This window comes from Vibrio sp. 2-1-2a (assembly GCF_032648565.1).
GTDB lineage: Bacteria > Pseudomonadota > Gammaproteobacteria > Enterobacterales > Vibrionaceae > Vibrio > Vibrio diabolicus.
In genome coordinates, this window is sequence record NZ_WBOH01000005.1 from 358,461 (window position 1) to 384,021 (window position 25,561).

Below are 25,561 nucleotides of genomic sequence, written 5' to 3' on the forward strand. Positions count from 1 at the left end.
AAATGATAGTGTAGAGTTTCATATTCGTTATACGAATAGAAAAAGGATAATAAGGACATGCCTTTCAAAACGGATTTTGATGCATTCATGAGTGAGTGTTGGCAGCATCACGAAACACAGCCCGAACAAACTTATGCTCAATTGGAAACGGCTCTGAGTGAGGTTGAAAACGTTAACCACATCGAGCGAATATTTGCATTGATGCTGCACACCGCGATTGGTCACCTCCAGTGCCCAGAACAGTTTCTTACCTGTTTAGAGCACTTTGATGAACGCAAGGTTGCCGAGAGTTCGGCATTGCAACGCAGTATTGCCGTTGCGCGCTTTTTCGTTGATGGCACTGACTGTGTGGGGTTGTTAGCAGAGCAAGACCAACGACGAGTTTACGCTTTGATTTCGAATGAACTTTCTGCGCTTGCTCAGCTTGAACTGGCGAGCCAGTGGCTGGCGAAAGCCGCGCTAGGTATGACACCACAAGATGCTGAAGGGCCGCTAGCACGCTCTATTGCAATCACAGCAAACAACTTGGCGTGTCAGTATGAAGCGCTGGCTGAGCGCACGGATGTGGAAAAATCGAGGATGCTAGAAGCGGCCAAGCTCGCGTTGGATTACTGGAAAGTGGCGGGTGGTTGGATGCAAGAAGAACGTGCAGAGTATCGCTTAGCGATGAGTTTACTCAAAGCGGGTGAAGCCGGACAAGCCAAGCAGCATGCCGAGCGCTGCGAAGCCATTTGTCAGCAAAATGGTGGCGACGCGTTTGAGCTGTTCCATGCGCATGATTTGCTGATGCAAGTACACTTCCATCTTAGCCAGAAATATAAAGCTCAAGTGGATGTGGGGATGCAGCAATACTGCGCAACGAGTTCGTTGACATGATCTCAACGTTGAATAAAAAAGCCCCGAGCGAATGGCTCGGGGCTCATATTTTGTAAGTTCACTCATTACACGATGTTGATTAGGCTATTTGCGCTTTTGCCTGGTATCGTCCTGGTTTATGGTTCATCGCCAAAATCAAGTTTGTCGCCACGGCACCTAGGACGGATAGAGCGATAAGGTGCACATCCACAATGAACAGCGACATCACTACGATGGCACAATCGAGCGCCATCTGAACTTTACCAGCTCGAATCCCAAAACGTTCCTGAAGGTACAACGCTAGAATGTTAAAACCACCTAAACTCATCTTGTGACGGAAAATCACCAACATACCTATTCCAATTAACCCACCACCTAGAAGTGCTGCATAGAAAGGTTCGATTCGCGAAATTTCAATCACATGGTGCAGATGATCGACCGCAAAAGAAACAATCGAGACCGCAATGAAGGTATTAATGGTGAAGCGCCATCCCATGCGCATTACAGACAAAATATAAAAAGGGAGGTTGAGAGCGAAAAATATCTGACCAAAGCTGAAGTCACTCACTTTGGTAAGGAAGATCGCCAAACCAGCCGTACCGCCGGTGAGCAATCCTACTTTGCTGAAAAATATTACCCCAAGCGACACTAACGCACTGCCGAGCGTCAGAGCCAAGAGGTTCTCTCTTAGGCTATGATCTTTATCCATAAAATTTTTTCCTTGGTTTAAAAACCGCGCCGGAGACAACACGTCCATCCAACGAGATAAACAGTTGCCAAAATAGCAACTAACAAATCGGCCAATAAAATGTCGCGAAAAGTGATGAATGTCGAGTTTTTGGACAAGATTGTGCTGATGCTAGCCTGTTTAACATAATGTACACAGGTAGAAAAACAACAAGGAAAAGTTATGATTAAGAAAGTCGGCACTACCCAAATCAACGCATTACATCGACTGAGTTGTCACTGCGGAAAAGTTGAGCTGGAACTTGCATTACCTAATGGTATTGAGAAGCCGAGACGATGTGATTGCTCCATGTGTCGACGTCGCGGCGCGATTGTGGCATCTGTGCCTCTGAATGGTATTCGTATCGTGCAAGGCGAAGACGTTTTGAAGCTGTATCAGTTTAACACTCGCACAGCGAAGCACTTTTTCTGTGGCGAATGTGGTATTTATACGCACCATCAGCGTCGCTCTGACCCGAGTGAGTACGGCTATAATGTCGGCTGTTTAGAGGGCGTCAACCCATATGAATTGGGAACTATCGAAGTGATGGATGGCGTTAACCACCCATCCGACAGTTAGGTTATATCGCAAGTTAAGCGCCTGACGCGCGGTGCTTTTAGGTAAATAAACCGCTATTCATCCACAAATGTACCGCAATACTGGCGGCATAACCCAAGGCGATGACGGGAGCCCATTTTAGGTGGCCAAAGAAGGTATATTGACCACGCGCGGCTCCCATTAATGCGACACCTGCCGCAGAGCCTATTGAAAGCAAGCTGCCCCCCACACCCGCAGTCAATGTGACAAGTAACCAGTTCCCCATCGACATGCTTGGTTCCATAGTCAGTACAGCAAACATCACCGGAATGTTATCGACGATGGCAGACAGAACGCCAACCATCACGTTGGCCCAGACAGGGTTCCATTGGTTGTACATGATGTTTGAAACCAGTTCGAGATAGCCAAGTAAGCTCAAACCGCCGACACACATCACTACGCCGTAGAAGAACAGCAAGGTGTCCCATTCTGCGCGAGATACACGGTGGAACACGTCAAACGGAACGACTGAACCTAAGCGTTTTAATGCGTGATCGTCGCCATTGGCAATTGCCATGGCCGCTTTTTTTGCCAAGGAATGTTTGAGTGTTTGGCGTAAGAAGTAGCCGAAAAATTGTAAGTAGGCCAAGCCCATCATCATGCCCATAACTGGTGGGAAGTGCAGCAAAGCGTGGAAAGAGACTGCGGTGGCAATCGTCAGAATGAATAGTGCGACAATACGTCTCGCGCCGCGTTTCAGTTCTACGTGTTGGTGAATCGTATTCGGTTTGGTGTTTGGAACAAAGAGTGACATCAAAAACGCAGGAACCAAATAGTTCACCAGTGACGGGACGAATAACGGGATGAATTCAGCAAAGCTGACATGCCCGGCTTGCCACACCATCAGGGTCGTAATGTCACCAAATGGGCTGAATGCACCGCCAGCGTTGGCAGCGATAACAATGTTGATACAGGCAAGATTCACGAATCTAGGATTATCACCAGAGACTTTCATCACCACAGCGCACATCAAGAGGGCTGTGGTTAAGTTATCGGCAATCGGTGAAATAATAAAGGCGAGAAACCCCGTCAGCCAAAACAGCTTTTTGAAGCCAAAGCCTTTGCCGACCATCCACGCCTGTAAGGCATCGAAGAGTTTGCGCTCTTCCATAGCATTGATGTAAGTCATCGCTACTAACAAAAACAGCAGCAGTTCCGCGTATTCCAACAAGTTGTGCTCTAGTGCGGATTTGGCGATTTCTGGCTGGTTGTGTTGAGCAAAGGTGTAGCCAATTAGAATCCAAATTAACCCTGCAGCGAGCAGCACAGGCTTGGATTTTCTCATTTTCAGATACTCTTCCAACATAACCAGTATGTAAGCAATCGAAAAGATAATGAGAGCCGCGTAACCGACACCAGAATTAACAAGGTTCAGTTCATTGGTGGGGGCAGCAAAGGTGGCGCTAGAGAACAACAAACAGCAGAAAGCTACAATTGGATAGATTGGCATAGACATTTCTCCTTTGTCTGGTTGGAGAAATATTAGCCACAAATTAATGAGTTAGTTGTGAGAGAGCTCGAATTAACAGTAGGAGTTAGGAAATGATAGTGTGCGCCACTATTTTCTGAGTGACGCAATGCTTGCTGCGCCAAATAAAACCACAGCGGCATACAAACCGTAAGTTAACCAATGGCTAATCTCTAAAAAAGGAACGAGTCCTTGACCTGCCCACATACAGCCTCCGTTTAATGAGCAATGTTGTAATAGTCGAGCCAATTTAAAGGAAATGAACAATGTTTTTTGTGAGTGACGGCAAATTCTGAAGGATTAGAAAGTCAAAAATTGGTCAGTGAGAGAGAAATCTCATTTTTAACTGGCTAGCTCTAACCCTTTTGAGCTAGAGCTAGCTATATCGAGCGCTGAATGGATTTAGCGCAGCAGCCATTTTCTCAACGGCGAAGCCTCAATTGCTTTCACAAGTATTATGGTTGCGACAATCGTTGCAGGATAAATAAATGCGTCTTTCGCGAGGTGTTGCAACCCGATAAATCCAGCGACATTCATCATAATAATTATCACAAGCAGATGGCTAACATAAATGCCTAACACGCTAGGAGATAGTTTGAATACCCAAGGCATATCGCCAAAATGTGGGTGGACTAAGAGCCACATGAAGACACCCACGGCCCAGATAACAGTACCAAACAGGAAGTCGTGAGAATTAAAAGCGACCTCGTGTTGCATTAGCCAATAAGCTTCACCAAAATGCAGCGCCATACCAAGAAGAATGCATCGAATCGTATTGTTTCGCGACCATCGCCACTGTTCTTCTCGTGCTAGATAACCCAGTGTTACCAGCAAAGTACTGAAAAACGGCCCATTACGAGTAAAGAAAGGCGCTGGCAGATCGGTAATGGTCGAATAACTGCCAGCAAACACGCCGTATATGTATAGCAATACGGCGGTTGGCAGTACCAATTGAGCCATATTGATATGCACGAGGAAGGCAATTAAGGCAACGGCAATGACCAGAGCTGGAATAAACCACAGGTGAACGAGCCCGCCTTCGACGAGTGAATTGAACGGGGTCGACATTAAGTAGCCCCAGTAGCCCTGCCTTTCGGCTAGATACCCCGCCTCAGCGACAGTTTGCCACTGGAATGGCATCAATAAACTGATCACGCTCCAAATGAGCCAAACCTTCATCAGTGGTTTGGCGTAGTTTTTTAGTGTTTCGATAGGTGCGCGGCTTAACTTGGGCTGGATAAGATAACCAGAAATGAGAAAAAACAGTGGCACAGCAAAACGAGCCAATTGGTTGAGCATATAACCAACCCACGGTATTCCATCCCATTGCCAGTATGTCAGGGCCATCTGGCAGTGCAATCCTATAATTGCAAACATCGCAATAATACGCGCAAACTCTAAGCTGGCTATTTTTTGTTTCTTTGCCATTACATTACTTACCTAAATAAAAAAAACTTAGGTGAAAGTAGCAGGTTGTGGCTGAATTAATGCGAGAAAAAGTCAACAGACTCGCGCTTACACTGAAGCTGTGTTTAAATTTAAGACTTACTTCAAACTTCTTAATTATTAACCCATTAACCAACTCAATACGTGATTAGCGAGTCGAAAATGACACTAATGTATGGTTAGACCAGTTAACTCTAGATTGCAAAAAAGAACGATCGTGCTAAAAATAAGATTATGCAAAAAGGAAAAGTGACAAAAGAGTTTATTCTGCAACGGGCTTTTGAGATCGCCAGCGAAGACGGATTAGAAAGTCTTACGATTGGTGAGTTAGCCAAGCAATGCGGTATGTCGAAAAGTGGTCTGTTTGCTCACTTCAATTCGAAGTTGAATTTACAACTATCGGTATTGGAGCACGCCAATAAAGTGTTCGCTGCTCGGGTTATTGAGCCTGTTCGTGAAGCAGGGGATGGCAATATCGAACGTAAAATTCGAGGGTTGCTCGACTCTTGGATGACTTGGAACCACGCATTTCAAGGAAGTTGTATGTTTCTAGACGCTTGGAATGACACGGCAGATAAAGATTGCCCACTTCAGGCCGGACTGCGTAAATCCATAGACACTTGGCTGAGCTATTTGGAGATCCAAATAGCGAAAGGCAAAGAGAAGCAAGAATTTGCAGCAGACTTAGATACACGCCAAGCAACGTTTGATTTATACGGTCTTTATTTGAGTGCGCATGTTTTTTACTCAATTAAAGGTGAGGAAGAAAGCTTGCGCCTGTTTTGGCAAGGGATCGACAACTTATTTTCTCGCTGGAAAGACTGATACCAGTTATTCGCTTTCCAGATTTGTAGGCATAAAATCATAAAGAGCGGCTGAGTTCGCTCTTTCTTATCAGCATAAAAAGCACGACCGTTCTATTTTTGTGCGTAGCTGATAGTTAAGGACATAATCATGAGTGAAAAAATTTACTTTAATACATCGCAACGTTTCAGTATTAAGCGCAGTTTGGTGAACATCAGTACGCGTTTACACCATACGCTGGCCCCTTCCCATGCAAAGAATACCGCGCGTAAGTTGCTCCTGACACCTGCTCGCACAGCACCTAAAAACACCGAACCTCAAGGACTTGCCAAAGGTGAAATTAAAGGACATGCAGGCATTATCAAAACCTACACTTTGGGCTCTGGACCTATTTGGGTGTTAACTCATGGTTGGTCTGGCACCGCAAGTCAGTTTTATCCGTTGATGGAACATATTGCGTCGAAAGGTTTCACCGCTTTGGCATACGATCATCCAGCACATGGTGAGAGTGAAGGGCAGTATGGGCACATTCCGGGTTTTGTCAAAGGGTTAGAAGATGTGTTAGATACGGTAGACGATATTGTTGGTCTAGTTGGGCACAGCATGGGCACCGCTTCTGCTCTTGAGTGCCGACATAGCAAATTAGAAAACAAGCCTTTACTGCTTATTGCACCGGTATTGAATTACGTAGAGAACCTATTCGGTAGCATTGCGCGTTCAGGTTATTCGATGAAGCTTTTTAATGCCGTAGTTTCTGAAGTTGAAGATCAATTTGGTTACCCATTACAGTCAATTGATCCGCTGAAGCGTTTGGCTGAGCGCTCGTCTCCAGCCATCATTGTTCATGATGAGCAGGATAAGTTCACTAAGTACAGTATCTCTGCACAAGCCGCTGAAGAGATTGAAAATGTTGAGTTAGTGACAACGCAAGGTCAAGGTCATGGCCGAGTGATGAAGTGTGGACAAGTCTTCAGTAGTTTTGACCGTTTACTCGATCGTTCTTGGTAATCTTCATTCTTACTAATCGGCTCGATCCGTTTTGGGCTAATTCGATTTGAAAGCAATACCTCGGACTGTTTTTCGTCAGTGGTATCTCTTCTCTCGTTATGAGATAAAAACAAAAAAGGACAGCCGAAGCTGTCCTTTGATCGTTAACTTTACAGAAAGTCTGCAAGGTTGGGCTTAGTTACAGTTAGCCACGCCAACTTCTTTCCAAACGCCCCATTCGCCAGATTGGCTAGGATCGTCACCCTGAGTCCACCATTTCGCTTCCCAAGTTTTACCTGCATGAGTGACTTGGTTGCCGCCTGTGTACACTGCGCTTGCATCCCATGCGTTGTCACAGGTACCAGGGTTTGGGTCGGTTGTATGCTGTGCAACAACAACAGTTGCGCTTGCCGTTGAAGACGCTTTGCCGTCGCTCACACTTACGGTAAAGCTTAGGCTAGTGTCTTGCGGGTATTCAGCAGCAGTGAAAGTTACTTTAGAACCTTCAACCGTTGCGTTCAAACCTTGAGGAAGCGTCCAGTTGAAAGTAAGAGTATCGTTGTCTGCATCGCTAGAGGCTGACGCATCTACAACCACAACGTCACCAGCGTTTGCTGTTGCTGGAGCAACAACTTGCGCTACTGGCGCATTGTTCGCTGGGTCAACCACACCTGCTGGCTTCACAGTTACTACAACAAGGTCAGATGCCGTTGCACTTTCGTTGTCAGTCACTGTCAGCTTGAAAGTTAATTGCTCCTCAACGGTAACTTCTGCTGCATCAAAGCTTGCTTTCGCAGTGTTGGCGCCTGCTAGTACCACTGCAGTACCAGAGACTTGCTCCCAAGCGTAGCTTGCGATAGTGCCGTCAGAGTCTTTCGATAGGCTACCATCTAGAACCACACTTGCAGGGCCAGTTACAGATTGATCTGCGCCAGCAGCTGCGGTTGGTTTACGGTTTGGTTGAGGAACCACACCGCCAGCCATACCTTCGTGCATTGCGTTGAGAATGTCACCGTTATCCGCGTCGATTTCCCAAGAGAATAGACCCGCTAGACCTAGAGACTTAGCGTAGCTACCTTTTGCTAGAACTGAGCGATGGTCATCAAATGTGATCAACTCGCCCGTAGTACGGTTCCATACCCATGGTGCTTCTGCTTGGGCATCGTAGCCGTACTCGAAGCCGTTGATGCCAGTGTTGTTTGCACCTAGCATGAATGACTTAATGCCTTTGTAGTCAATTACGCCATCTTCCCAAACACCTTGCGCTGTACTGCCCTTCAGTTTACCTGTAGCAGTACCTGTCATTGGGTCATTTGGATCGGTTAGCGTATCTGGAGTTACGCCTTCCCAGCCACGACCGTACATTGCTGTACCAAGTACTAGCTTGTTCGCAGGAACGCCTTGAGCAAGAAGAAGTTGGATGCCGTTATCTGCTGTGTAAGCAGGACCTTTGTACGGTTCGCCGTTCTCATCAACGCCACTACCGTCACACTGACCAGGGCGCATGAATGAACCACAGTAAAGCGCAGTTTGGTGACCAGGAACGTTGTTCCAACCGCCATAGAAGTCGTAAGTCATCGCGAAGATGTAGTCCATGTATTGAACCGCATCTGCATAGTCTACGTCTTCAATCTTATCGTAACCGACACCGATAGCTGACGTTAGCTCGTAAGTACGGCCTGTCTCAGCTTCTAATTCATCAAGCATTACGCGCAATTCACGCATCAGTGCGATGTAAGCTGGGCCATCGTTTACAGGGTCACCCTTATCCGCGGCTGCACCGCCGCCACCAGGGAATTCCCAGTCGATATCAACACCGTCGTAGAATTTCCAAGTTTTCAGGAACTTCTTAACCGATGCGACGAATGTGTCTCGGTTTTTCTTGTCTACGAAATCGAAGAATGGGTCAGACAGCGTCCAGCCACCGATAGATGGGATGATTTTTAGATCAGGGTTACGTTGTTTCAATGCCATTAGCATTGCGTAGTTACCCTTGATAGGTGTGCTGTATTCATGACCAGCTTGTGGGAAGCTCTTCTGATAAGCGGCCCAAGGGTCGTGAATCACGACTTCGTAGTCAGGCACGCCTGTACAAGCGGTTTGTAGTGCATTGAAACTGTTGCCGCCAACAGACTTCACAGACTCATTTGGGCCACAAATTGGGATAAAACCGTAAAGGATGTGAGTCAAGTTGTCGACTGGCATGTTATCGACCGTGTAGTCACGACCATAGATGCCCCACTCAACAAAATACGTACCCATCACGACGCTTGGATCGGTATTGTACGTTTTGTTGTTTGGATCAACATTCATCGTCAGTGGCTTCAAGTGAGAACCATCGGTATCTGCAATCGTGATTTCAGCTGGTGCGCTTTTCGCACAACCTGTCGCATCACACGCCTCGATTTCCATTTGGTATAGGCCGCCCTGACCATATTCAAATGTCGCTGTTGTTTGGCTACCAGTGATTGGGCCGGTTGCTACTTTTGCACCATCAAAATAGACGTTGTAAGTATCACCTGGCGTGCCACTCCACTGGTTAAACTTAACAGTGATCTTCGCTTGCTCATGGTATTTCACCATGTCGTAGTAGCCTGACGTGGTTTCCATCGCGAGTTCAATTTTAGAAAACTGAAGGTTGTTGGAACCGTACATATCGATACTTGGTGCGGTTGGAGCCGCAACTGCAGCACCTGATAGTGCTAAAGCAACGCCAGCTGCACATAGGTTAAATCGAATCATAACTTCTCTCTCAATCCTTGGATTCATGTTCTACCTAGAACATAGGCTGCTCTTGCACCAGATAAGATGATTGGATTTACTCCATGTGCAAAAGCATCACACTCAGCATTTCAGAGAGTTTTTTTTCGTCAAAAAAAATTAAGACGGTTTTCGAGGCACTTGAGAGAACTTAACTAAAACTCGCACTCTGTTACACAGAAAGTGTCAGACTGAGTCAATAATTTATAAAATCTCAGCAGAAACTAAAATTATTGTTTACTCAGTATCGGGTGGGATAAATGCGATGAATACCTTATTTCATTGTTTATTAAGGTTTTGTTTCATCGAAATAGAAAGAGAGTTGAAAGGAGAAATAGCCGTGAAGACGTGCTAGTCACGGCTGAAATGTTCACTTAATGCAGCGCGACGTTTTGAAGCCGCTCCGGTTTCTGAGCCTTGAACGGTATGCTCAAATCCCTTACGGATGAATCGTTGATCTGGAATAAGAGGCTCAATACGGCGAATCTGAGGTGAAAGGTGAGAACCCGAGATCTGGTACGCGGTTTTTCCTAATCCAGTGTTCAACGTGATGACCTTTCCATCGAATTCAAATTCTGTCGTGATGAGTCGATGGTTTCGATATACCCCATCCTCTGTGAAAGTCAGACGTTCTGTTTGGTAGGGTGGCGCGCCGATCTCAATCCACTCGCCGTAGACTTTTTTCGGGTCAATATGGTCTTGATAGGATAGGTGGATTTGATAGCTGAAAAACGTCAAAAGACCCACCCCGAAAACGGCAAATGCGCTTTTGAGGACTTTGGATTGGTGGCGAGCCCAAAATGAAAGTTTTGGTTCCTGTCTTGTTTTCCGCCTTCGGTGAGCTGAGTCCGTCATTGGTCTACTTTTCTTCCCTTTTTTAATATGGTGGAAACCTTCCTTCTCAAAAACAAACAATCCCGCGATTAAGACTAAGAAATTATGATCTAATGTCCACTTTTACATTCGGATACACTCTTATTGATGGTTTTATTGTTTGCTGGCGTTAACTAATTCACCGACTTTATCTCACTAATTACGTCGTCTGGTTAAGCCTAGAAAAAGGTGGCCTCGCTCAGTAGCAAAGGATGTGCTTTATAACGTTGAGCTTAATGGCTTTCAGAGCTTGAGTAACAGGAAGAAACAAGGTAAAAAAGAGCGGACTTTTGATAAGGAAACCAATAATGAGTATTAAGGAAAATAGCTATTTTGCAGGTAGTGTAAAATCACTAGGCTTTAACCAGAATGATCAGGACGTTAGCGTTGGTGTAATGCTTCCTGGTGAATACACGTTCGGCACTCAAGCGCCTGAGCGTATGACGGTTGTAAAAGGTGCACTTGTGGTCAAGCGTGTCGGCGAGAGTGATTGGACGACTTACCAAAGTGGTGAGTTTTTTGAAGTGGAAGGGAACTCCTCATTTGAGCTTCAAGTGAAAGACGCGACTGCGTATTTATGTGAGTACTTCTAAAGCGTCCTTTTTGCCTGTAACAAAGCCACCTTCGGGTGGTTTTTTCGTCTATGTCCTTCACTTATAACGCATCTTTTGGTTATTTGGGTATATACTTAATAAAAATGTACCCATCGACCAGGGAGGAAGTGATGGCAGTACAACGCAAGCATTCTGATCTCCCTCCTCGTTACGAGGACAAAGATCTCACCAATGAGCAAAGACATCGTTTTACCGAGGTCGCCAATGCAGCCCATAAGAGACGTGAATTCTATCGACGTGCTCTAGGAAAAGGCTTAATGGGCAAAGTGAAGGACCGTGCGTTTAAAGGCCAATTCGGTCGCCAGCAAGATAAGCCGAGCAGAGTGCTGCAAGCTGTGTGGCTAATCGTATTTCTGGTGCTGGGGCTATGGGTGATGCATGTATTCGCTTAACCGTTAGCAAGCTTCTGACACAGCCGGCGTTTCAGAGGCTGACTTCTCTTCGGTATTGCAGTGTTCGTAATACGCGTATTGGTTTTTCCCTGTGTGTTTAGCCGCATACATTGCTTTATCTGCGCACCGAGTCAATTCAGATAAATCCTTCGCATCTTGTTTGTAGATAGCAGCGCCCACACTCATTGTTAACTCGTTAATCATATCGTAGCTTCGGTAGCCTTTTGGGAATAGATTCACAATACGCTTCAAAATGCTGTCGAGGTCATCTTTACTGTTTATGTCGTACAGCATGAGCACAAACTCGTCGCCCGCAAATCGAGCGATGGAGTAGTCGTGTTTGTCGGTTTTTCTGTCTTTATGGCGAACATTGTTTTTTAATCGAGTTGCAAAGGCTTGAAGCACTTGGTCACCAATATCGTGTCCGTAGGTGTCGTTAATATGTTTGAAGTTATCAATATCTAGGAAGACCAGAGCAGTGATACTGTCATCAGATGAATGGTTGATCTCATCGAGCTTTGCACGTGCCCAAGTTTCAAAGCTCCAGCGGTTGGCAAGCCCTGTGAGTTGGTCAAAATACGCCAACTCTTCAATCCCTTCACGATAAAGTGTTTGAATGTAGTTGAGGACTTTTGTGTAGTAATACGAGAATGTGTGACACACAAATGCAGTTGCTATCAGGGTCAGCATAAATCGTCGTTCTATGATGTCACTGGCTGTTGGTAGCCGATCTAAAAAAACGACGCCAAAAAAGATCAGTAAGATATAGGTGCCACTAAACAGCAGACCGACTTTAAACTCATTGATCAGCACCAGAGTGGCGACAATGGGGTATAGCCATAGCAGTTTGCCTGAGGGGGCATCGTTATACAGAAGTAGCAATAACCCTTCGAACATCAAAACTGCACTCAGCCATAGGTCGGCATATTGATGATGTCGTTGAACCTTTATCACATAACTGATACCTAAACAGGCTAAGGCACACAGAGCATGGAAAAAGCTTAATCCCCAATTATCCTCAAACAATTGAGCAATGGAGCCATAAGTTAAACATGCCGCGGCAATACTGGAGCATAAAAAGACAATTTTCTTTTTTCTTGTTGAGCGGATATCCGCCATTTCCTCTAAGCGTGCTCCAGCCAATGTCGACATTACGTATCCTTGCTTAATTAACGTGTACGCTTATTCTAGGCGGTATTTTAGCGATAAATAGAACAACAAAGTTTCCAAATGTGATGTCAGTCATTTTTAGTATGGGCCTAGAAGTGTGGTTTGGTGAGAGTGCTCAAAGCACAACAAAGGCTTATAAAGTTTTCCATGGCGGAACTTTATGGTTTCAGATGGTTCAATTAATAATTCAAAGTAATGCATTTCCACCGCTGTATTTGCAGGATCTATCCTGACTCAACTCTGTTGGGACTAGCATGAACTGCGCCTTCTACCTATTGAGCTCATTGTTCGTCAATCGATGATCTCTAAGTTCCGTCAATGAGTTTTTCGTTGTGAAAAAGCATTAGAAATATTTTTCCGAAACAGAGCGAAATATTGTTGTCGTTGTGACCAATATGCGACTAGAATCCGCGCTAAATCACGACCTCATCTCGAGCTTCGTTCTAGTTACTCTTTTTCCAAACTGCCTCACACATTTTGTGAGGCAGTTTTTAGTTGTAGGAAAGGTTACAAACATGCCTAAAAGCCAGAACATCAACCAGCGAATGTCCATTGTGGCGTTAGCTTGGCCGATTCTTGTCGAAATTTTGCTACGGACGGCTTTAGGAACCAGTGACGTGTTCATGCTGAGTGGCTACTCGGACAAAGCCGTATCCGCTGTTGGTGTGATCACGCAGATTACCTTTTTCTTAATCATCGTTTCGACGTTTGTCAGCAGCGGAACGGGGATTTTGATTGCCCAATACAATGGCGCAGGGCGCGAGCAAGAGTCTGTGAACGTCGGCGTTGCAAGTATTGCGCTGTCTGTGATTGTCGGTGCGTTCTTGAGTGTGATTGCCGTGCTTGGCGCGATATATCTACTCCCGTATTACGGCTTGGAAGCGCAAGTCGAGCAGTACGCTCATGAATATCTGCTGATCAGCGGTGCGATGACGTTTAACGTTACGATTGGCGTTGTTTTTACAACTATTCTGCGTAGTCATGGTTATTCACGTTCTCCAATGGTGGTGAACTTGATCTCGGGTGTGTTCAACATCATTGGTAACTATATTGCGCTTTACCAGCCATTCGGTTTACCTGTGTATGGTGTGCAGGGTGTAGCAATAGCAACCGTCGTCAGCCAAGTCATCGGTACGTTAATGTTATGGTTTATTCTCGCACACAGTAGCATTGAACTACCAATGTCGACCATGAAACAAGTACCCGCAGAGATTTATAAAAAAATCTTAAAAATCGGCGGTATGAACGCGGGTGAAGTGCTGTCTTACAACGTGGCGCAAATCTGCATTGTGTACTTTGTGGTGCAAATGGGGACGGCATCGTTGGCGGCTTTCACTTATGCACAAAACATTGCCCGTTTCTCGTTTGCTTTCGCGTTGGCAATTGGTCAGGCTGCGCAAATTCAGACTGGTTACTACATCGGTAAAGGTTGGGTGAGCAGCATTTTAAAACGCGTACAAATCTACTTCTTAGTGGGATTTGTGGCATCAACGGCGGCAACCACACTGATTTACCTGTTTAGAGAAGAGATTCTGCGCGTATTTACCGATCAACCGGAAATACTCGCATTGGCAGGCTCGTTAGTCATGGGCTCAATTTTGCTCGAGGCCGGACGTGTGTTTAACCTGATTTTTATCGCGGGGCTCAAAGGCGCGGGTGACATCAAGTTCCCAGTGCAAATGGGGATTTTGAGTATGTGGGGACTAGGCGTGTTTTTCTCCTACATCTTTGGCATCCACATGGGTTATGGCGTTTTAGGGGCTTGGATGGCAATCGCTCTCGATGAATGGGTGCGTGGTATCATCATGGCAAGGCGTTGGCGCTCTCAGGTGTGGACCAAGTTTAAGGTGAGCTAACGGTTTTCGGTATCGCGCATCACGCTTATTCTGTTGTTAGAAACCCAAAAAGGCACTGTTAGTCAGTGCCTTTTTGTTATTTAAAATCTGGAAGAAGTTAGAACTCGCACTCAGCTCTGAACACCATGCGCTCTTTGCTGTATGGATGATCCAGCTCTAGCATCTCAGCATGCAGGTGTAAGCGATTCGCTTTTTCGCCGTATAAACCATCACCAACCATTGGCATGTTTAATCCCATGTGATGAGCACTGTGTACACGTAGTTGGTGAGTTCGCCCGGTTTTCGGATACATGTATACCTTGCTGCGTCCATCTTTGACGTCAATCAGCTGCCAGTAGGTTTCTGCATGTTTCCCGTGTTCAAAACACACCAGTTGACGTGGGCGGTCATCTGGGTCACCACGCATTGGCAGTGAAATTTCCCCTTCCGGCTCGTTCAATACGCCTTCGAGTAGTGCCATATAACGTTTTTGTACGCCGCGAGCCATAAACTGTTTTTGCAGACTTTTGTTCGCGCGTTTAGTTAAGGCAAACACCAAAATGCCAGAGGTCGCCATGTCGAGGCGATGAATCACAAACGGCCCTTCCACATCAGGGAACATCACTTGTATGCGCGTATAAGCAGAGTCTTTGATGGTTTTACCCGGCACTGAAAGTAAGCCCGAGGGCTTGTTGACGACGACCATAGCGTCGTCTTGGTAGATTATCTCTAGCTCTTTGTCTTCTGCCCAATTCTCCGCCAATGGGTTAGGTTCGACATCCAGCCCTTGCATCATATGGCCTAAAATCGGCTGACATTTGCTGTTGCACGATGGGTAGAATTTTTTGTGTTGGCGAACTTCAGACTTTGGCGAAACACCCCACCAAAACTCTGCCAGCGCCAGCGGTTTGAATCCGTATTTAAACGCGTATTGGAGCAGTTTGGGCGCAGCACATTCCCCTGCACCTGCTGGTGGTATTAGGTTTGTGGTGTCCGCAAAAATGTCCAACAAGTCGCGTGTTTCACCATGGCTGTTTAGGAAGCGGTATTGTTTATGCAGTTTGTGCTGTAAAGCGTTGGAGAGCGTCTTGCGCTGCTCTTTCAGGTGAGCAAGTTGCTGCTCTAACTCGGCCAATCGTGCTTCTTTGATTGCAAGCTTTTCATCCCACGCTTGCTTTAAGTATTTGAGAACGTTTTTCTCGGCGACACTTTGTTTACCCAACTCATCCAACAAGATTTTGAGGTCATCGGCATTGAGCGTTTGCTCGCCCTGTTGGCGCTGTCGTTTGCGTGCTGCGCGGCCGTTAATCATCACTTGGCGCTGTGTTTGCTCTTCTTGCTGATAAGCGGCTCGGTCGGCTTGGATTTGCGCTTTAAGCTCCTCCAATTCCGGATTCGCGGCACAGGTTTTGTACTCCGCATTGGCGGCGTTGATGGCATCCGTTTCTGCGCGGAAGAAGCCTTCATCGGTCAGCATGTCGTACACAGGAGGGACAAATCCTGGAATCAAGTTTTGGTCAGCAATTTTGCCAGAAAACGCACTTAAAAAGCCGAGCTCGCCTTGAGGGCTTTCTACCAGCAATACGCCAAACATTTTGCCTCGCCCCGTTTCTTCATTAACCAAACCAAAATCGTGTTCGAAGTCGGTTTGCGCTAATAAGTGCTGTTGCAATTGCTTTGCGGCCAAAACGCAAAGCGGATGCGGCGTGTAGTAGAACGGAAACGTAAACTGCGTTGGTAATTCATAGTCAGAAGTATCAGCAGTAAAACGAGTAAAGCAATGTTCAGGCGAGTGCATGGTGGGTATCCGCGCGAGTAAAAAATCGAGCGAGGATTGTACCTGTTTGAGTCAGGATTGCCATGTCGGTGTTGGCACTCGCTCTTGGATTAAGAACAAGAGCGAGTGGGGAAGAGCTTATTGCAGTTTTTGTAATGCAAGCTTCCACTGTGCCGGTTTGTCGTAGTAGGTCGAGTGCGGCAAGGTCAAGTACTCGCCATTTACTTCTGCAATCAGGGTTGGATAACCACCAACGTGTAACTGGCGCATCAACTGTCGGCTAGAGCGAATTCTCTCGTTTAGCTCGGCTTTGCTTAACGTCATGTTTTGCTCCCACGCATCGTTTGCTAAACCTAGCGATTCTGCAATGGCTTTGAGCGTCGATGCTTCATTCACTTTTAACCCGAGCTGATAATGCGCGGATTGGATGGCCTTTAACATGTGCCATGGATTCAGCCCCATTTTCTCCGCACTCAAGATCGCTTGTGTTGGTAGATAAGAATCAAGAACAAACGCACCTTCGCTTTTCACGCGTTGCAGATATGCCTCACCAAACGTTGCTCCCGTTTCGGTTGCGATACGAGCGTCACCGTTGATGATGTGCTGACGAAATTCAGGCTCAATCGCGCGTTTCTCGATCATGCCGCCGGGATGAAGCTCTACCTTAAATTGAGAGGTGTCCATCAAGGCTTCGATGAGTGGTGATGCCCCGTAGCACCAACCACACATGGGATCGAAGAAGTAATGCACGGTTACCATGTCATTTCACCAGTATGCACTTTCGCACCGATTTCTAACGCGATTGGCAATTGAGCTTCTGGGTATTTCGCTGACATGGTGTCAATGAGTTGAGTACTGTTATTGCTGTGTTTTTTCGCTTGCTGAAAATCCTGCAAGTATTGTTGCGAGTAGCGAATGGTGTCTGCGTTCAGCTTTGTGCCTGCTTTCATGTGACCAGGAATGACCACTTGAGGTTTAAGCGCAAGCATCTCGCTAAGCTGCTGCTCCCAAGCATTGATAGCGGTTTGGTCAGCGGCATCTGCCATCCATAAATGCACGTTTGAGTACACGGCTACGTTACCCAGAATCGCTTTGTTATCTGGAATCCATAGGTAAGGGCGGTGTGCTGATGTGCCATGGTTACCACGGATTTCAATCTTATGACCTTCTAGCTCTAATGATGCTTTGTCGTATGCGACAGGGATCACTGGTTTTACCGGTGCGTTTGCGCCAAGTTTTGGTCCCCAGTACGCCAGCTTTCCAGCCAACTTCTCTTTAATAATTTTTTGAACCGCTGGCGTTGTGATGATCTGCGCATCAGGGAACTGTTGGTGTAAGGCCTCTGCGCCAAAGTAGTAATCTGGGTCCGCTTGGCTGATGAAAATGGTTTTAAGCGTTTTGCCTGAGTCCAACACTTTGGCGGCAATGCGCATCGCGTCAGCTTTGGTGAAGCCAGTGTCGATGACCATGGCATCAGTCTCACCGTATACCAAGGTTGAGTTAACGTGGAAGCTGTTACCATCGGCGTTGTAAACCTCAAGAGTAAGGGGAGAGTGGTTTGCCGCTAGAACAGGGCTTGCCATTAAAATGGATGCAGCAATCAAAGTGAATTTTTTCATAATAAGCTCCTAAAGAATTTGGGGCCAAGCGACCATGGCTTGGGAACGAGAGCTATATTAGGAAATTGATACGCTCGGAAAAATACACAATAATGTGCATCACTATTTCTTATTTCGAGCAAATGTATGGACAGAGTAACGGCAGCAAAAGTATTTGTGGATGTGGTGTATTCTGGCAGTTTTACCGCTACCGCCGAGCGGTTAGACATGTCTCGGCCAATGGTGACTCGTTATGTAGAGGCGATGGAGAACTGGCTACAAACTCGTTTGTTGCACCGCACTACGCGCAAGGTGTCACTCACCACCGCAGGGGAGCGCAGCTTGCCTCAGATTGAGCGCTGGTTAAAACAGGCCGATACGTTGACGTCGAACATTGCCGTTGATGGTGAGCTGTCCGGAAAAATCCGTCTCGCGTCGAGCACTTCATTTGGATTCTCACAGTTGATCCCAGCCGTAAACAGTTTTATGCAAAAGCACCCCAAAGTGCATATCGACATAGATCTGCAAGATTCAGTGAGTGATCTAACCGAGCAACGCATCGATCTGGCAATCCGAATTGCGTCAGATCCCGATCCTTCTTTGATTGGTAAGCCGATTGCGGTGTGTGAATCGGTGTTGGTGGCATCGCCGCAATACTTGCAAACTCATCGCGCGATCGCGCATCCGCGAGATTTATCTTCACACGACTGTTTGGGTTACAAAAACTTTGAGCGTCACGTGTGGCATTTGTCTCAGGGCGAGCAGTTCGAATCGGTGGGAATTGAGTGTCGCCTAACCAGCAATGAGGCCACAGCGTTATTGCATGGCGCTTTGCAAGGCATGGGTATTTCGATGCTGCCAACCTATTTGAGCAATATCTATCTGCAATCGGGTCAGCTTGAGTCGGTGTTGCCGGATTGGAAGCCAAATGATCTCAACATTTACGCGCTATATTCATCGCGTAAACACTTGTCTCCTGCGGTGAGAGCCTTCATCGATCACAGTGAAGATTACTTTAAACAGCACCCTTGGTAATCGCGAAAGGCCTCGTCATCCCGGCTTGAGATTCATACAAGATCCTGTACCTTACATGGATATATTTTTCGCAGCGTCATTTAGAGTTTTAGTTAATGTCACAAGTTCGCATCAAATTTATTGCTTCCGATATGGACGGCACTTTGCTTGACCAATACGGTCGTTTGGATCCAGAGTTTTTCGATCTGTTTTTGCAATTGGAAGAGCAAGGTATTTTGTTCTCCGCTGCGTCTGGTCGTCAGTATTACAGCCTGCGTGACACGTTCGCGCCAATCAAAGATCGAGTGTTGTATGTGGCCGAAAACGGCACCTTGGTGATGTACCAAGACAAAGAGCTCTACAGTTGCACCATTCCTAAAGCGGAAGTGGCGGAGATTGTGAAAGCGGCTCGTGAAATTGACGGGGCGAACATCGTATTGTGTGGCAAGCGCTCGGCGTACATCGAAACGCATGATCGGCAATCGCTGGAAGAATTTCAAAAGTACTACCACCGCTGTGAATACGTGCCGGATTTGCTTGAGGTCGAAGACGAGTTTATTAAGGTGGCAATTTGTCACTTTGACGGTTCGGAAGAGCTCCTATTCCCGACCATGAACGCGAAGTTTGGCGCAACGCATAAAGTTGTGGTGAGCGCAAAAATTTGGCTGGATGTGATGAATGCCGAGGCGTCTAAAGGCGCGGCCATTCAGCACCTTCAAGAGACGATGAATTTTACTCCGGCAGAAACCATGACGTTTGGTGATTACCTCAACGACCTCGAAATGCTGCAAGTCAGTGAGCATTCGTACGCGGTTGCTAACGCGCATGAAGAGATTAAGAAAATCGCTCGTTATTCTGCGCCAAGCAACCAAGAGGCTGGGGTACTAAAAGTGATTAAAGAGAAAGTGTTAGCGAAGTAACGCTCATCCTTTCGATGTTCTTTTCTTGTTAACGTAAAAAGCCCCGCAGTGCATGCGGGGCTTTGTTTTTTTGTGTGTGTGGTGGGAGGGGGTAGTAATGTTCCCGTTTTTTAGCGCACGTACTTAGCGGTTGCGCTGACCAAAAAGTGCTGCAACTTTCCATTCGATTTTGGTACCCACAAGTCGTTGTGGTATTGGTAGATACGGCCATTGACGGTCACAGACAAGGTGTTATCACCCGTTTGTTCCATGCGAATAAACTGATCCGAAGTGACCAAAAACGGCTCTTGCTCTTCAATGCTCTGGCCAGTTGCCAATACGAAGTAGCCGAATCGGTTGCCAGCATCCGGATCGGTTGAGTAGATTCGATGCCCAACGAGGCTGTAGTCGTCGTTGAGTGCCTGCTCAAGCGTTTTTTGCCCGATGGTTTCGTGCGATGGAATAAATACCCAAGCCAACACACCTGCCGCAATGACTGCCAGTAGAAGCAGTACTTGCATGAACTTTCTCATCATAAATACCGTTTAACGTTGAAATTTCATTTTGTACATGCGCTTATCCGCTATGCTGATAAGAAAGTCAACATTGTTACTGTCTTTTGGGTATTGCGCTAAGCCCATGCTGGTTGATAGTGTTGCGACGTTGTCGGAATTTAGTATTGGCGCATCAAATACCGCATTGATATGCTCACGAACGCCTTCTTCATCAACATGCTCCCCTTCGAGGATGACGGCGAACTCATCGCCTCCCATGCGATAGACGGTAAAATCATTCAACGCCATAGATTTAAGCCGTCTAGCAATTTCACGCAGTACGGTGTCTCCCACTTGGTGACCGTGTGTATCGTTGACACTTTTAAAACCATTTAAATCTAAAATCCACAGAGAAAAAGGCCTTTTCTCTTGAGTGAGCTCATTCAGGTTGATAAATAGTGCATTGCGATTTCCAAGATGAGTAAGTGGGTCGCTGAGCGCCAGTTTTCTATGGAAATGGGATTCACGATAAAAGAAATAAGTCAGAGACAGGATCGACAAAACGAATGTAGCAAACAGCATATACTGCGCTTGCATTAACCGTTGCGTTTCTCCTTTCTGTGCCTCATAGACTTTGCTGCTTAGGCGAAAGTTCTGATTAACGAAATCGACCAAGCTTAAGTACAGTGTTTGAGTGGATCGATAAAATTGAGCCGCAGCTTGGCTATCGCCAGTTCTTGCTTCAACTAATTGCGCTTCCAGGCCCTGAAATTCCTCAAAAAGATCAATGAAATACTGATGCATATTATTTCGAGAGAAAAAAGTGTAGGCTTCATTACTACTAATTAATAAATCGAATCTACTCCAGGCCAATTCATATTGCAGCTCTGCACCTTCGATATTTAATACATTTTCATCGACTCGTCTCGCTTCTCCGACAAGTTCCGAAAGCTCTTTAGAGAGTTGGAATAAAAACCAGGTCGCTTGTTTTTGCTCATTATTAAAGTTTTGTGACAGTGCGCGTGTCTGCTGCAGAAGCAATACATTTGCGAGAAGCAAAGAAGTGGCAAACACCACAAGCAACATTTTACTGGTTGTAGAGTATTGTGGTGCTCTCTGCTTTTGATGGGTGGGTTCTGATAACTTCATTCTTATTATTTTGCTTTCATCTCATTTACTTGCCAGACCATTTGCGCGTGATATTTATTGTAGTTGAGCTCAGGATAGAGACTAAGAGAGTATATTACCCAAAATGGCCCCTTATTCCTGACTTTTATATAGTGTTGATCTTGTTGGTAAGCCAGTATTGGTTGGTATCTAAGAATGTCTTGTCGAGACAGTGTCGAGTGATAGTCATTCAAGCTACTGACATCAACTTGTTCTGGCACTTTGCCATAGACGTGGGTGAGGAGCGTGCTAAGTTTGACCCCAAGAAATTCAGAAGAAGCAGGGATCCAAGGCAGCGTGGTTGTGTAGCTGGTGGTTGGTAAAGATTGAATCTCTTCCAGTTTTAATGTGACACTAGGTTGTTGGCTACTGCTAAATACGATCGTACTTGCAGATAAGAATGGCGCAACAAAAAACAGACCTAGCGCGACTATCTTTTTCATCATATGCCCTTTGAGTTTTATTCTTTTTGCTGAGCTAGGACAAAGGTGCTAGCGGTACTTTATTTGTAATTGTAATAATAGAGCCAACCGGATGAGATTTTATAATATGTTATGTTTGAAAAGTAACTGTCGGTTTACTGTACGTCAAGGTTATTAAGTGACTTCTTAATTAAAAGGTCAGAAATATGCGTTATTATTTCGCTCTATAACGAATTCGTGTCAGTTCGCAGATTTTTAATGGAAATTAATCCTATTTTCAACCGATGAATTGTATTGTGAATGAGAATTAGAAGGGTTAATGATTGAGGTACAAGCAAATCCGATTTCATCCTTACATTGTTCTCTATCTTTATTCCAATGTTATTTAAGATTGGTATGTTAATGCGCACCAAAAATAAAGCCACCTAGGTAGGTGACTTTATTTTTTAATTCATCAAGTTACTTCTATGAATTAGGCAAACAAATACTTCGCATGGAAGTTGAGATGATCGTCAATAAAGCTTGAGATGAAATAATAGCTATGGTCATAACCAGATTGCATTCTTAAGTTCAGGTTTGAATCATGCACTTTTGCTGCAGCAACCAGCGCTTCTGGCCTAAGTTGCTCGTTGAGGAAGCCATCAGCATCACCTTGATCAACCAAAATAGGAAGTGGTGATTGTTTTTGCTTGAGAAGCTCACTTGCATCGTATTGTTTCCAGCTTTCAATATCTTTGCCTAAGTAAGCAGTAAAGGCTTTTTGTCCCCAAGGGCATTGGACTGGGTTACAGATAGGGCTAAACGCCGATATTGAGCGATATTGTTCTGCGTTTTTCAGACCAATGGTTAATGCTCCGTGACCTCCCATGCTGTGCCCAGAAATGGATTTTACTTCTGAGACAGGGAAATTGCTTTCAATGATCTCTGGTAACTCTTTAGTCACGTAATCGTACATGAAGTAATGCAGTGACCAAGGTGCTTGAGTCGCATTAAGGTAAAAGCCAGCTCCTTTACCCAGGTCATAGTTTTCATCGTCAGCGATACCTTCGCCTCTTGGACTCGTGTCTGGTGCAATGATCGCAATGCCAAGCTCTGCCGCCATACGAAATGCGCCGGCTTTCTGCATAAAGTTTTCATCGGTGCAGGTTAAGCCCGACAACCAGTACAAAGCGGGTACGGGGTTCGATTTAGTGGCATTCGGTGGTAAGAAAATCGCAAAGCGCATCGTGCAGTTTAGGGCTTTGGATTCGTGTGTATATTGTTTGTGCCAACCGCCAAACACTTTGGTTTGGCTTACATTTTCAATGGTCATGAATAAACTCTCTAACAACAGAATGAATTCAGGCTCCCCAAAAGGAGAGCCTGAGGCAGCATTATTGATCCATATGAATAACAGTACGGATGCTCTTACCTTCGTGCATCAGATCAAACGCTTTGTTTACGTCAGCCAATCCCATTGTATGAGTAATGAACTCTTGCAAGCCAAACTCACCAGCCATGTAACGGTTTACGATTTCTGGAAGCTCAGAGCGGCCTTTAACACCACCGAAAGCCGAGCCACGCCATACACGACCAGTTACTAGCTGGAATGGACGAGTAGAGATCTCTTGACCTGCACCCGCAACACCGATGATCACCGATTCCCCCCAGCCTTTATGACAACATTCAAGTGCTTGACGCATCACGTTTACGTTACCGATACACTCGAATGAGTAGTCAACACCACCGTCAGTCATTTCAACAATCACTTCTTGGATAGGCTTATCGAATTTCTGTGGGTTAATCACATCGGTTGCACCTAGCTGTTTTGCAAGATCGAATTTGCTTTCGTTGATGTCGATACCGATGATGCGGCTTGCACCCACCATGCGTGCACCGATGATCGCTGAAAGACCGATACCACCCAGACCGAATATCGCAACCGTGTCGCCTTTTTCAACTTTTGCCGTATTCATAACTGCGCCCATACCGGTTGTTACGCCACAACCGAGTAGACACACTTCTTCAAGAGGCGCTTGCTTGTTCACTTTGGCTAATGAAATTTCAGGCAGCACTGTGTACTCAGAGAAAGTAGAACAACCCATGTAGTGGAAGATGGTTTCACCGTTGATAGAAAAACGGCTTGTACCATCTGGCATCAGACCTTTACCTTGCGTTTCACGCACGGCCTGACAAAGGTTGGTTTTGCCCGATTTACAGAACTTACACTCGCCACATTCTGCGGTGTACAGTGGAATTACGTGGTCGCCTACCTTAACGCTAGTGACACCTTCGCCCACCATTTCAACAATGCCGCCACCTTCGTGACCAAGAATAGAAGGGAAGATGCCTTCTGGATCGTCGCCTGACAGAGTGAACGCATCAGTATGACAAACACCTGTTGCGACGATGCGCACTAGCACTTCACCCGCTTTAGGAAGCTGTACATCCACTTCTTCCATTTTCAGTGGTTCGCCAGCGGCCCATGCAACCATTGCCTTGGATTTGATGTGAGTTTGACCAGGTTTGATTTCAACAGTCATTGGATTTTCCTTTATATTCTCAGTATATGGAGTGACGTAATAAGCGTAGTTAAGGTTTGCTTACTGCGCTGCGTCGTTTTGTTGATATCTATTCTAGGTGTTTCAATAAAAATGATAATCCGTCCATTTTGAAAATGATTTTTACATATACGTAATAATGGTAAGGTAAGCAGATTATAAGAGTGTGATGCCTCCTCAACGCGGAAGGGAAAGCGGAAAAGGCAGTTGACCTGAAGTTAGGTAGAGGGGCTAGAGTAGAACGCAATCAACCCATCAGCGAAGTAAGAGTGATTATGAACAAGACGGATCTGAATGCCTATTTAACCAAGCTCGGTTTGCCAAGAGAGCTACCTGCCGATTTAGAAACATTACATAAAGTACACGTGGCACAGCACCGCAGCCTGCCGTTTGAGAACTTTGATATTGCGTTGCAGCGCGGCATCTCTGTTGAGATTGAAGACATCATTCAAAAAACGGTGTATCACTCTCGCGGTGGTTACTGTTTTGAATTGAATGGTTTAATGCTTGAGGTACTCAATACTCTCGGATTTGAAGCACGCAGTTTACTAGGGCGTGTGCATGTGTCGGGCACACCAACTGGCCGTAGTCATCAAATCACGTTGGTAACGCTGGATGAACAAGCATGGATTGTTGATGTGGGCTTTGGCTCCAATACGCCGCGCGCGCCATTGCCGTTTATCCTCAACCAAGTGATTCAGACGGATTTACAAACCTTCCGCTTTGTCGAAGATGCTCAGTTTGGTTACTTCCTTCAAGTGTTGTCAACGGATGGAACGGACACATGGAACAACCTTTATAGCTTCGATTTAGAGTTTGTGTTTGCGGGTGATATCGCGTGTGGCAACTTTTTTACTTCCACTTCTCCTCACTCGCGTTTTACCAGCGCAAGAGTCGCGGCGAAAGCAACAGAAAGTGGGTTGGTGACATTGCTTAACTACACACTCAAATACACCAGCCAAGGTGAGCAGACAGAATTGGAGTTAGAGCCAGGCCAAGCCTATCTGGATGCATTGAAAGAATACTTCGGCATTGAACTTGATGCGCAGTACGGCGATCTTCGTCCGTTGCCTGATGCGTAAAGTTCTCCCGTTTTCAAAGCGTAGCGCGACGAGAATATTT

The 25,561-nt window shown here is 45.9% G+C and carries 24 protein-coding genes; 10 read left to right on the forward strand and 14 right to left on the reverse strand.

What is annotated here, in order from left to right:
• Nucleotides 1-57: 57 nt before the first annotated feature.
• Nucleotides 58-876, forward strand: coding sequence for a hypothetical protein (locus F7Y48_RS15985; protein ID WP_316685026.1), 819 nt, complete (start codon nt 58-60; stop codon nt 874-876).
• A 79-nt stretch (nt 877-955) separates the two neighbouring features.
• On the opposite strand, the gene F7Y48_RS15990 is transcribed toward F7Y48_RS15985, so the two are convergent.
• On the reverse strand, nt 956-1,564 hold the full coding sequence (locus F7Y48_RS15990) for a YitT family protein (protein ID WP_006740933.1): 609 nt from the start codon (nt 1,562-1,564) through the stop codon (nt 956-958).
• 201 nt (nt 1,565-1,765) lie between these two features.
• Here F7Y48_RS15990 and F7Y48_RS15995 point away from each other — a divergent pair, with 201 nt between their 5' ends.
• Nucleotides 1,766-2,161: a GFA family protein gene (locus F7Y48_RS15995; RefSeq protein WP_053809316.1), complete on the forward strand. Its 396-nt coding sequence runs from the start codon at nt 1,766-1,768 to the stop codon at nt 2,159-2,161.
• A gap of 37 nt (nt 2,162-2,198) precedes the next feature.
• Here F7Y48_RS15995 and nhaD read toward each other — a convergent pair whose 3' ends face one another.
• Both nhaD and F7Y48_RS16005 read right to left on the reverse strand, forming a co-directional pair.
• The gene (nhaD, locus tag F7Y48_RS16000; RefSeq protein ID WP_053809315.1) at nt 2,199-3,629 is read right to left on the reverse strand and encodes a sodium:proton antiporter NhaD; all 1,431 of its coding nucleotides are present in this window, start codon (nt 3,627-3,629) and stop codon (nt 2,199-2,201) included.
• Nucleotides 3,630-4,049: 420 nt separating this feature from the next.
• Nucleotides 4,050-5,075: an acyltransferase gene (locus F7Y48_RS16005; RefSeq protein ID WP_256955680.1), complete on the reverse strand. Its 1,026-nt coding sequence runs from the start codon at nt 5,073-5,075 to the stop codon at nt 4,050-4,052.
• 252 nt (nt 5,076-5,327) lie between these two features.
• On the opposite strand from F7Y48_RS16005, the gene F7Y48_RS16010 reads away from it, so the two are divergent.
• Together F7Y48_RS16010 and F7Y48_RS16015 are read left to right on the forward strand one after the other, a co-directional pair.
• Nucleotides 5,328-5,918 (forward strand): TetR/AcrR family transcriptional regulator, encoded by a 591-nt coding sequence (locus F7Y48_RS16010; RefSeq protein WP_225461459.1) that lies wholly within the window; start codon nt 5,328-5,330, stop codon nt 5,916-5,918.
• Between the two features lie 129 nt (nt 5,919-6,047).
• Complete coding sequence (locus F7Y48_RS16015) at nt 6,048-6,905, forward strand: alpha/beta fold hydrolase (RefSeq protein WP_258586352.1); 858 nt, start codon at nt 6,048-6,050, stop codon at nt 6,903-6,905.
• Nucleotides 6,906-7,079: 174 nt separating this feature from the next.
• Here the strand turns inward: F7Y48_RS16015 and F7Y48_RS16020 are convergent, their stop codons facing one another.
• Both F7Y48_RS16020 and F7Y48_RS16025 read right to left on the reverse strand, forming a co-directional pair.
• On the reverse strand, nt 7,080-9,626 hold the full coding sequence (locus F7Y48_RS16020; RefSeq protein ID WP_237311500.1) for a glycosyl hydrolase family 18 protein: 2,547 nt from the start codon (nt 9,624-9,626) through the stop codon (nt 7,080-7,082).
• 369 nt (nt 9,627-9,995) lie between these two features.
• On the reverse strand, nt 9,996-10,499 hold the full coding sequence (locus F7Y48_RS16025; protein WP_316685027.1) for a DUF2850 domain-containing protein: 504 nt from the start codon (nt 10,497-10,499) through the stop codon (nt 9,996-9,998).
• Between the two features lie 326 nt (nt 10,500-10,825).
• Between F7Y48_RS16025 and F7Y48_RS16030 the strand changes: the two genes are divergently transcribed.
• Nucleotides 10,826-11,110, forward strand: a complete 285-nt coding sequence (locus tag F7Y48_RS16030; protein WP_005392006.1) for a pyrimidine/purine nucleoside phosphorylase — start codon at nt 10,826-10,828, stop codon at nt 11,108-11,110.
• 131 nt (nt 11,111-11,241) lie between these two features.
• Nucleotides 11,242-11,523, forward strand: coding sequence for a hypothetical protein (locus tag F7Y48_RS16035; protein WP_041853103.1), 282 nt, complete (start codon nt 11,242-11,244; stop codon nt 11,521-11,523).
• A 3-nt stretch (nt 11,524-11,526) separates the two neighbouring features.
• Here F7Y48_RS16035 and F7Y48_RS16040 read toward each other — a convergent pair whose 3' ends face one another.
• Nucleotides 11,527-12,675, reverse strand: a complete 1,149-nt coding sequence (locus F7Y48_RS16040) for a GGDEF domain-containing protein (RefSeq protein ID WP_048625526.1) — start codon at nt 12,673-12,675, stop codon at nt 11,527-11,529.
• Nucleotides 12,676-13,208: 533 nt separating this feature from the next.
• Here F7Y48_RS16040 and F7Y48_RS16045 point away from each other — a divergent pair.
• Nucleotides 13,209-14,549: an MATE family efflux transporter gene (locus F7Y48_RS16045; protein ID WP_316685028.1), complete on the forward strand. Its 1,341-nt coding sequence runs from the start codon at nt 13,209-13,211 to the stop codon at nt 14,547-14,549.
• A 97-nt stretch (nt 14,550-14,646) separates the two neighbouring features.
• Here the strand turns inward: F7Y48_RS16045 and F7Y48_RS16050 are convergent, their stop codons facing one another.
• The 3 genes from F7Y48_RS16050 to F7Y48_RS16060 all read right to left on the reverse strand — a co-directional run bounded on the left by F7Y48_RS16050 (nt 14,647) and on the right by F7Y48_RS16060 (nt 17,924).
• Entirely contained in the window at nt 14,647-16,326 is a 1,680-nt protein-coding gene (locus F7Y48_RS16050; RefSeq protein ID WP_316685029.1) for an RluA family pseudouridine synthase, read from the reverse strand.
• Between the two features lie 117 nt (nt 16,327-16,443).
• The gene (locus F7Y48_RS16055; protein ID WP_316685030.1) at nt 16,444-17,064 is read right to left on the reverse strand and encodes a DsbA family protein; all 621 of its coding nucleotides are present in this window, start codon (nt 17,062-17,064) and stop codon (nt 16,444-16,446) included.
• Nucleotides 17,058-17,924, reverse strand: coding sequence for an MBL fold metallo-hydrolase (locus tag F7Y48_RS16060; RefSeq protein ID WP_316685031.1), 867 nt, complete (start codon nt 17,922-17,924; stop codon nt 17,058-17,060). Before F7Y48_RS16060 ends, F7Y48_RS16055 begins: the two co-directional genes overlap by 7 nt.
• A 126-nt stretch (nt 17,925-18,050) precedes the next feature.
• Here F7Y48_RS16060 and F7Y48_RS16065 point away from each other — a divergent pair, with 126 nt between their 5' ends.
• Both F7Y48_RS16065 and F7Y48_RS16070 read left to right on the forward strand, forming a co-directional pair.
• The gene (locus F7Y48_RS16065) at nt 18,051-18,938 is read left to right on the forward strand and encodes a LysR family transcriptional regulator (protein WP_046875604.1); all 888 of its coding nucleotides are present in this window, start codon (nt 18,051-18,053) and stop codon (nt 18,936-18,938) included.
• A 95-nt stretch (nt 18,939-19,033) separates the two neighbouring features.
• A complete protein-coding gene (locus F7Y48_RS16070) occupies nt 19,034-19,837 on the forward strand; it encodes an HAD family hydrolase (protein WP_316685032.1) in 804 nt (267 codons plus the stop codon).
• 110 nt (nt 19,838-19,947) lie between these two features.
• Here F7Y48_RS16070 and F7Y48_RS16075 read toward each other — a convergent pair whose 3' ends face one another.
• From F7Y48_RS16075 to F7Y48_RS16095, 5 genes are all read right to left on the reverse strand, one after another.
• Nucleotides 19,948-20,337, reverse strand: coding sequence for a hypothetical protein (locus tag F7Y48_RS16075; RefSeq protein WP_240493139.1), 390 nt, complete (start codon nt 20,335-20,337; stop codon nt 19,948-19,950).
• A gap of 24 nt (nt 20,338-20,361) precedes the next feature.
• The gene (locus F7Y48_RS16080) at nt 20,362-21,459 is read right to left on the reverse strand and encodes a GGDEF domain-containing protein (protein WP_109169350.1); all 1,098 of its coding nucleotides are present in this window, start codon (nt 21,457-21,459) and stop codon (nt 20,362-20,364) included.
• A gap of 5 nt (nt 21,460-21,464) precedes the next feature.
• Nucleotides 21,465-21,920, reverse strand: coding sequence for a hypothetical protein (locus F7Y48_RS16085; protein WP_005391987.1), 456 nt, complete (start codon nt 21,918-21,920; stop codon nt 21,465-21,467).
• A 451-nt stretch (nt 21,921-22,371) separates the two neighbouring features.
• On the reverse strand, nt 22,372-23,211 hold the full coding sequence (fghA, locus tag F7Y48_RS16090; protein ID WP_243327389.1) for an S-formylglutathione hydrolase: 840 nt from the start codon (nt 23,209-23,211) through the stop codon (nt 22,372-22,374).
• Nucleotides 23,212-23,272: 61 nt separating this feature from the next.
• Nucleotides 23,273-24,421: an S-(hydroxymethyl)glutathione dehydrogenase/class III alcohol dehydrogenase gene (locus F7Y48_RS16095; RefSeq protein ID WP_256936803.1), complete on the reverse strand. Its 1,149-nt coding sequence runs from the start codon at nt 24,419-24,421 to the stop codon at nt 23,273-23,275.
• Nucleotides 24,422-24,714: 293 nt separating this feature from the next.
• Between F7Y48_RS16095 and F7Y48_RS16100 the strand changes: the two genes are divergently transcribed.
• Nucleotides 24,715-25,521 (forward strand): arylamine N-acetyltransferase family protein, encoded by an 807-nt coding sequence (locus tag F7Y48_RS16100; protein ID WP_046875599.1) that lies wholly within the window; start codon nt 24,715-24,717, stop codon nt 25,519-25,521.
• The last annotated feature ends 40 nt before the right edge of the window (nt 25,522-25,561 follow it).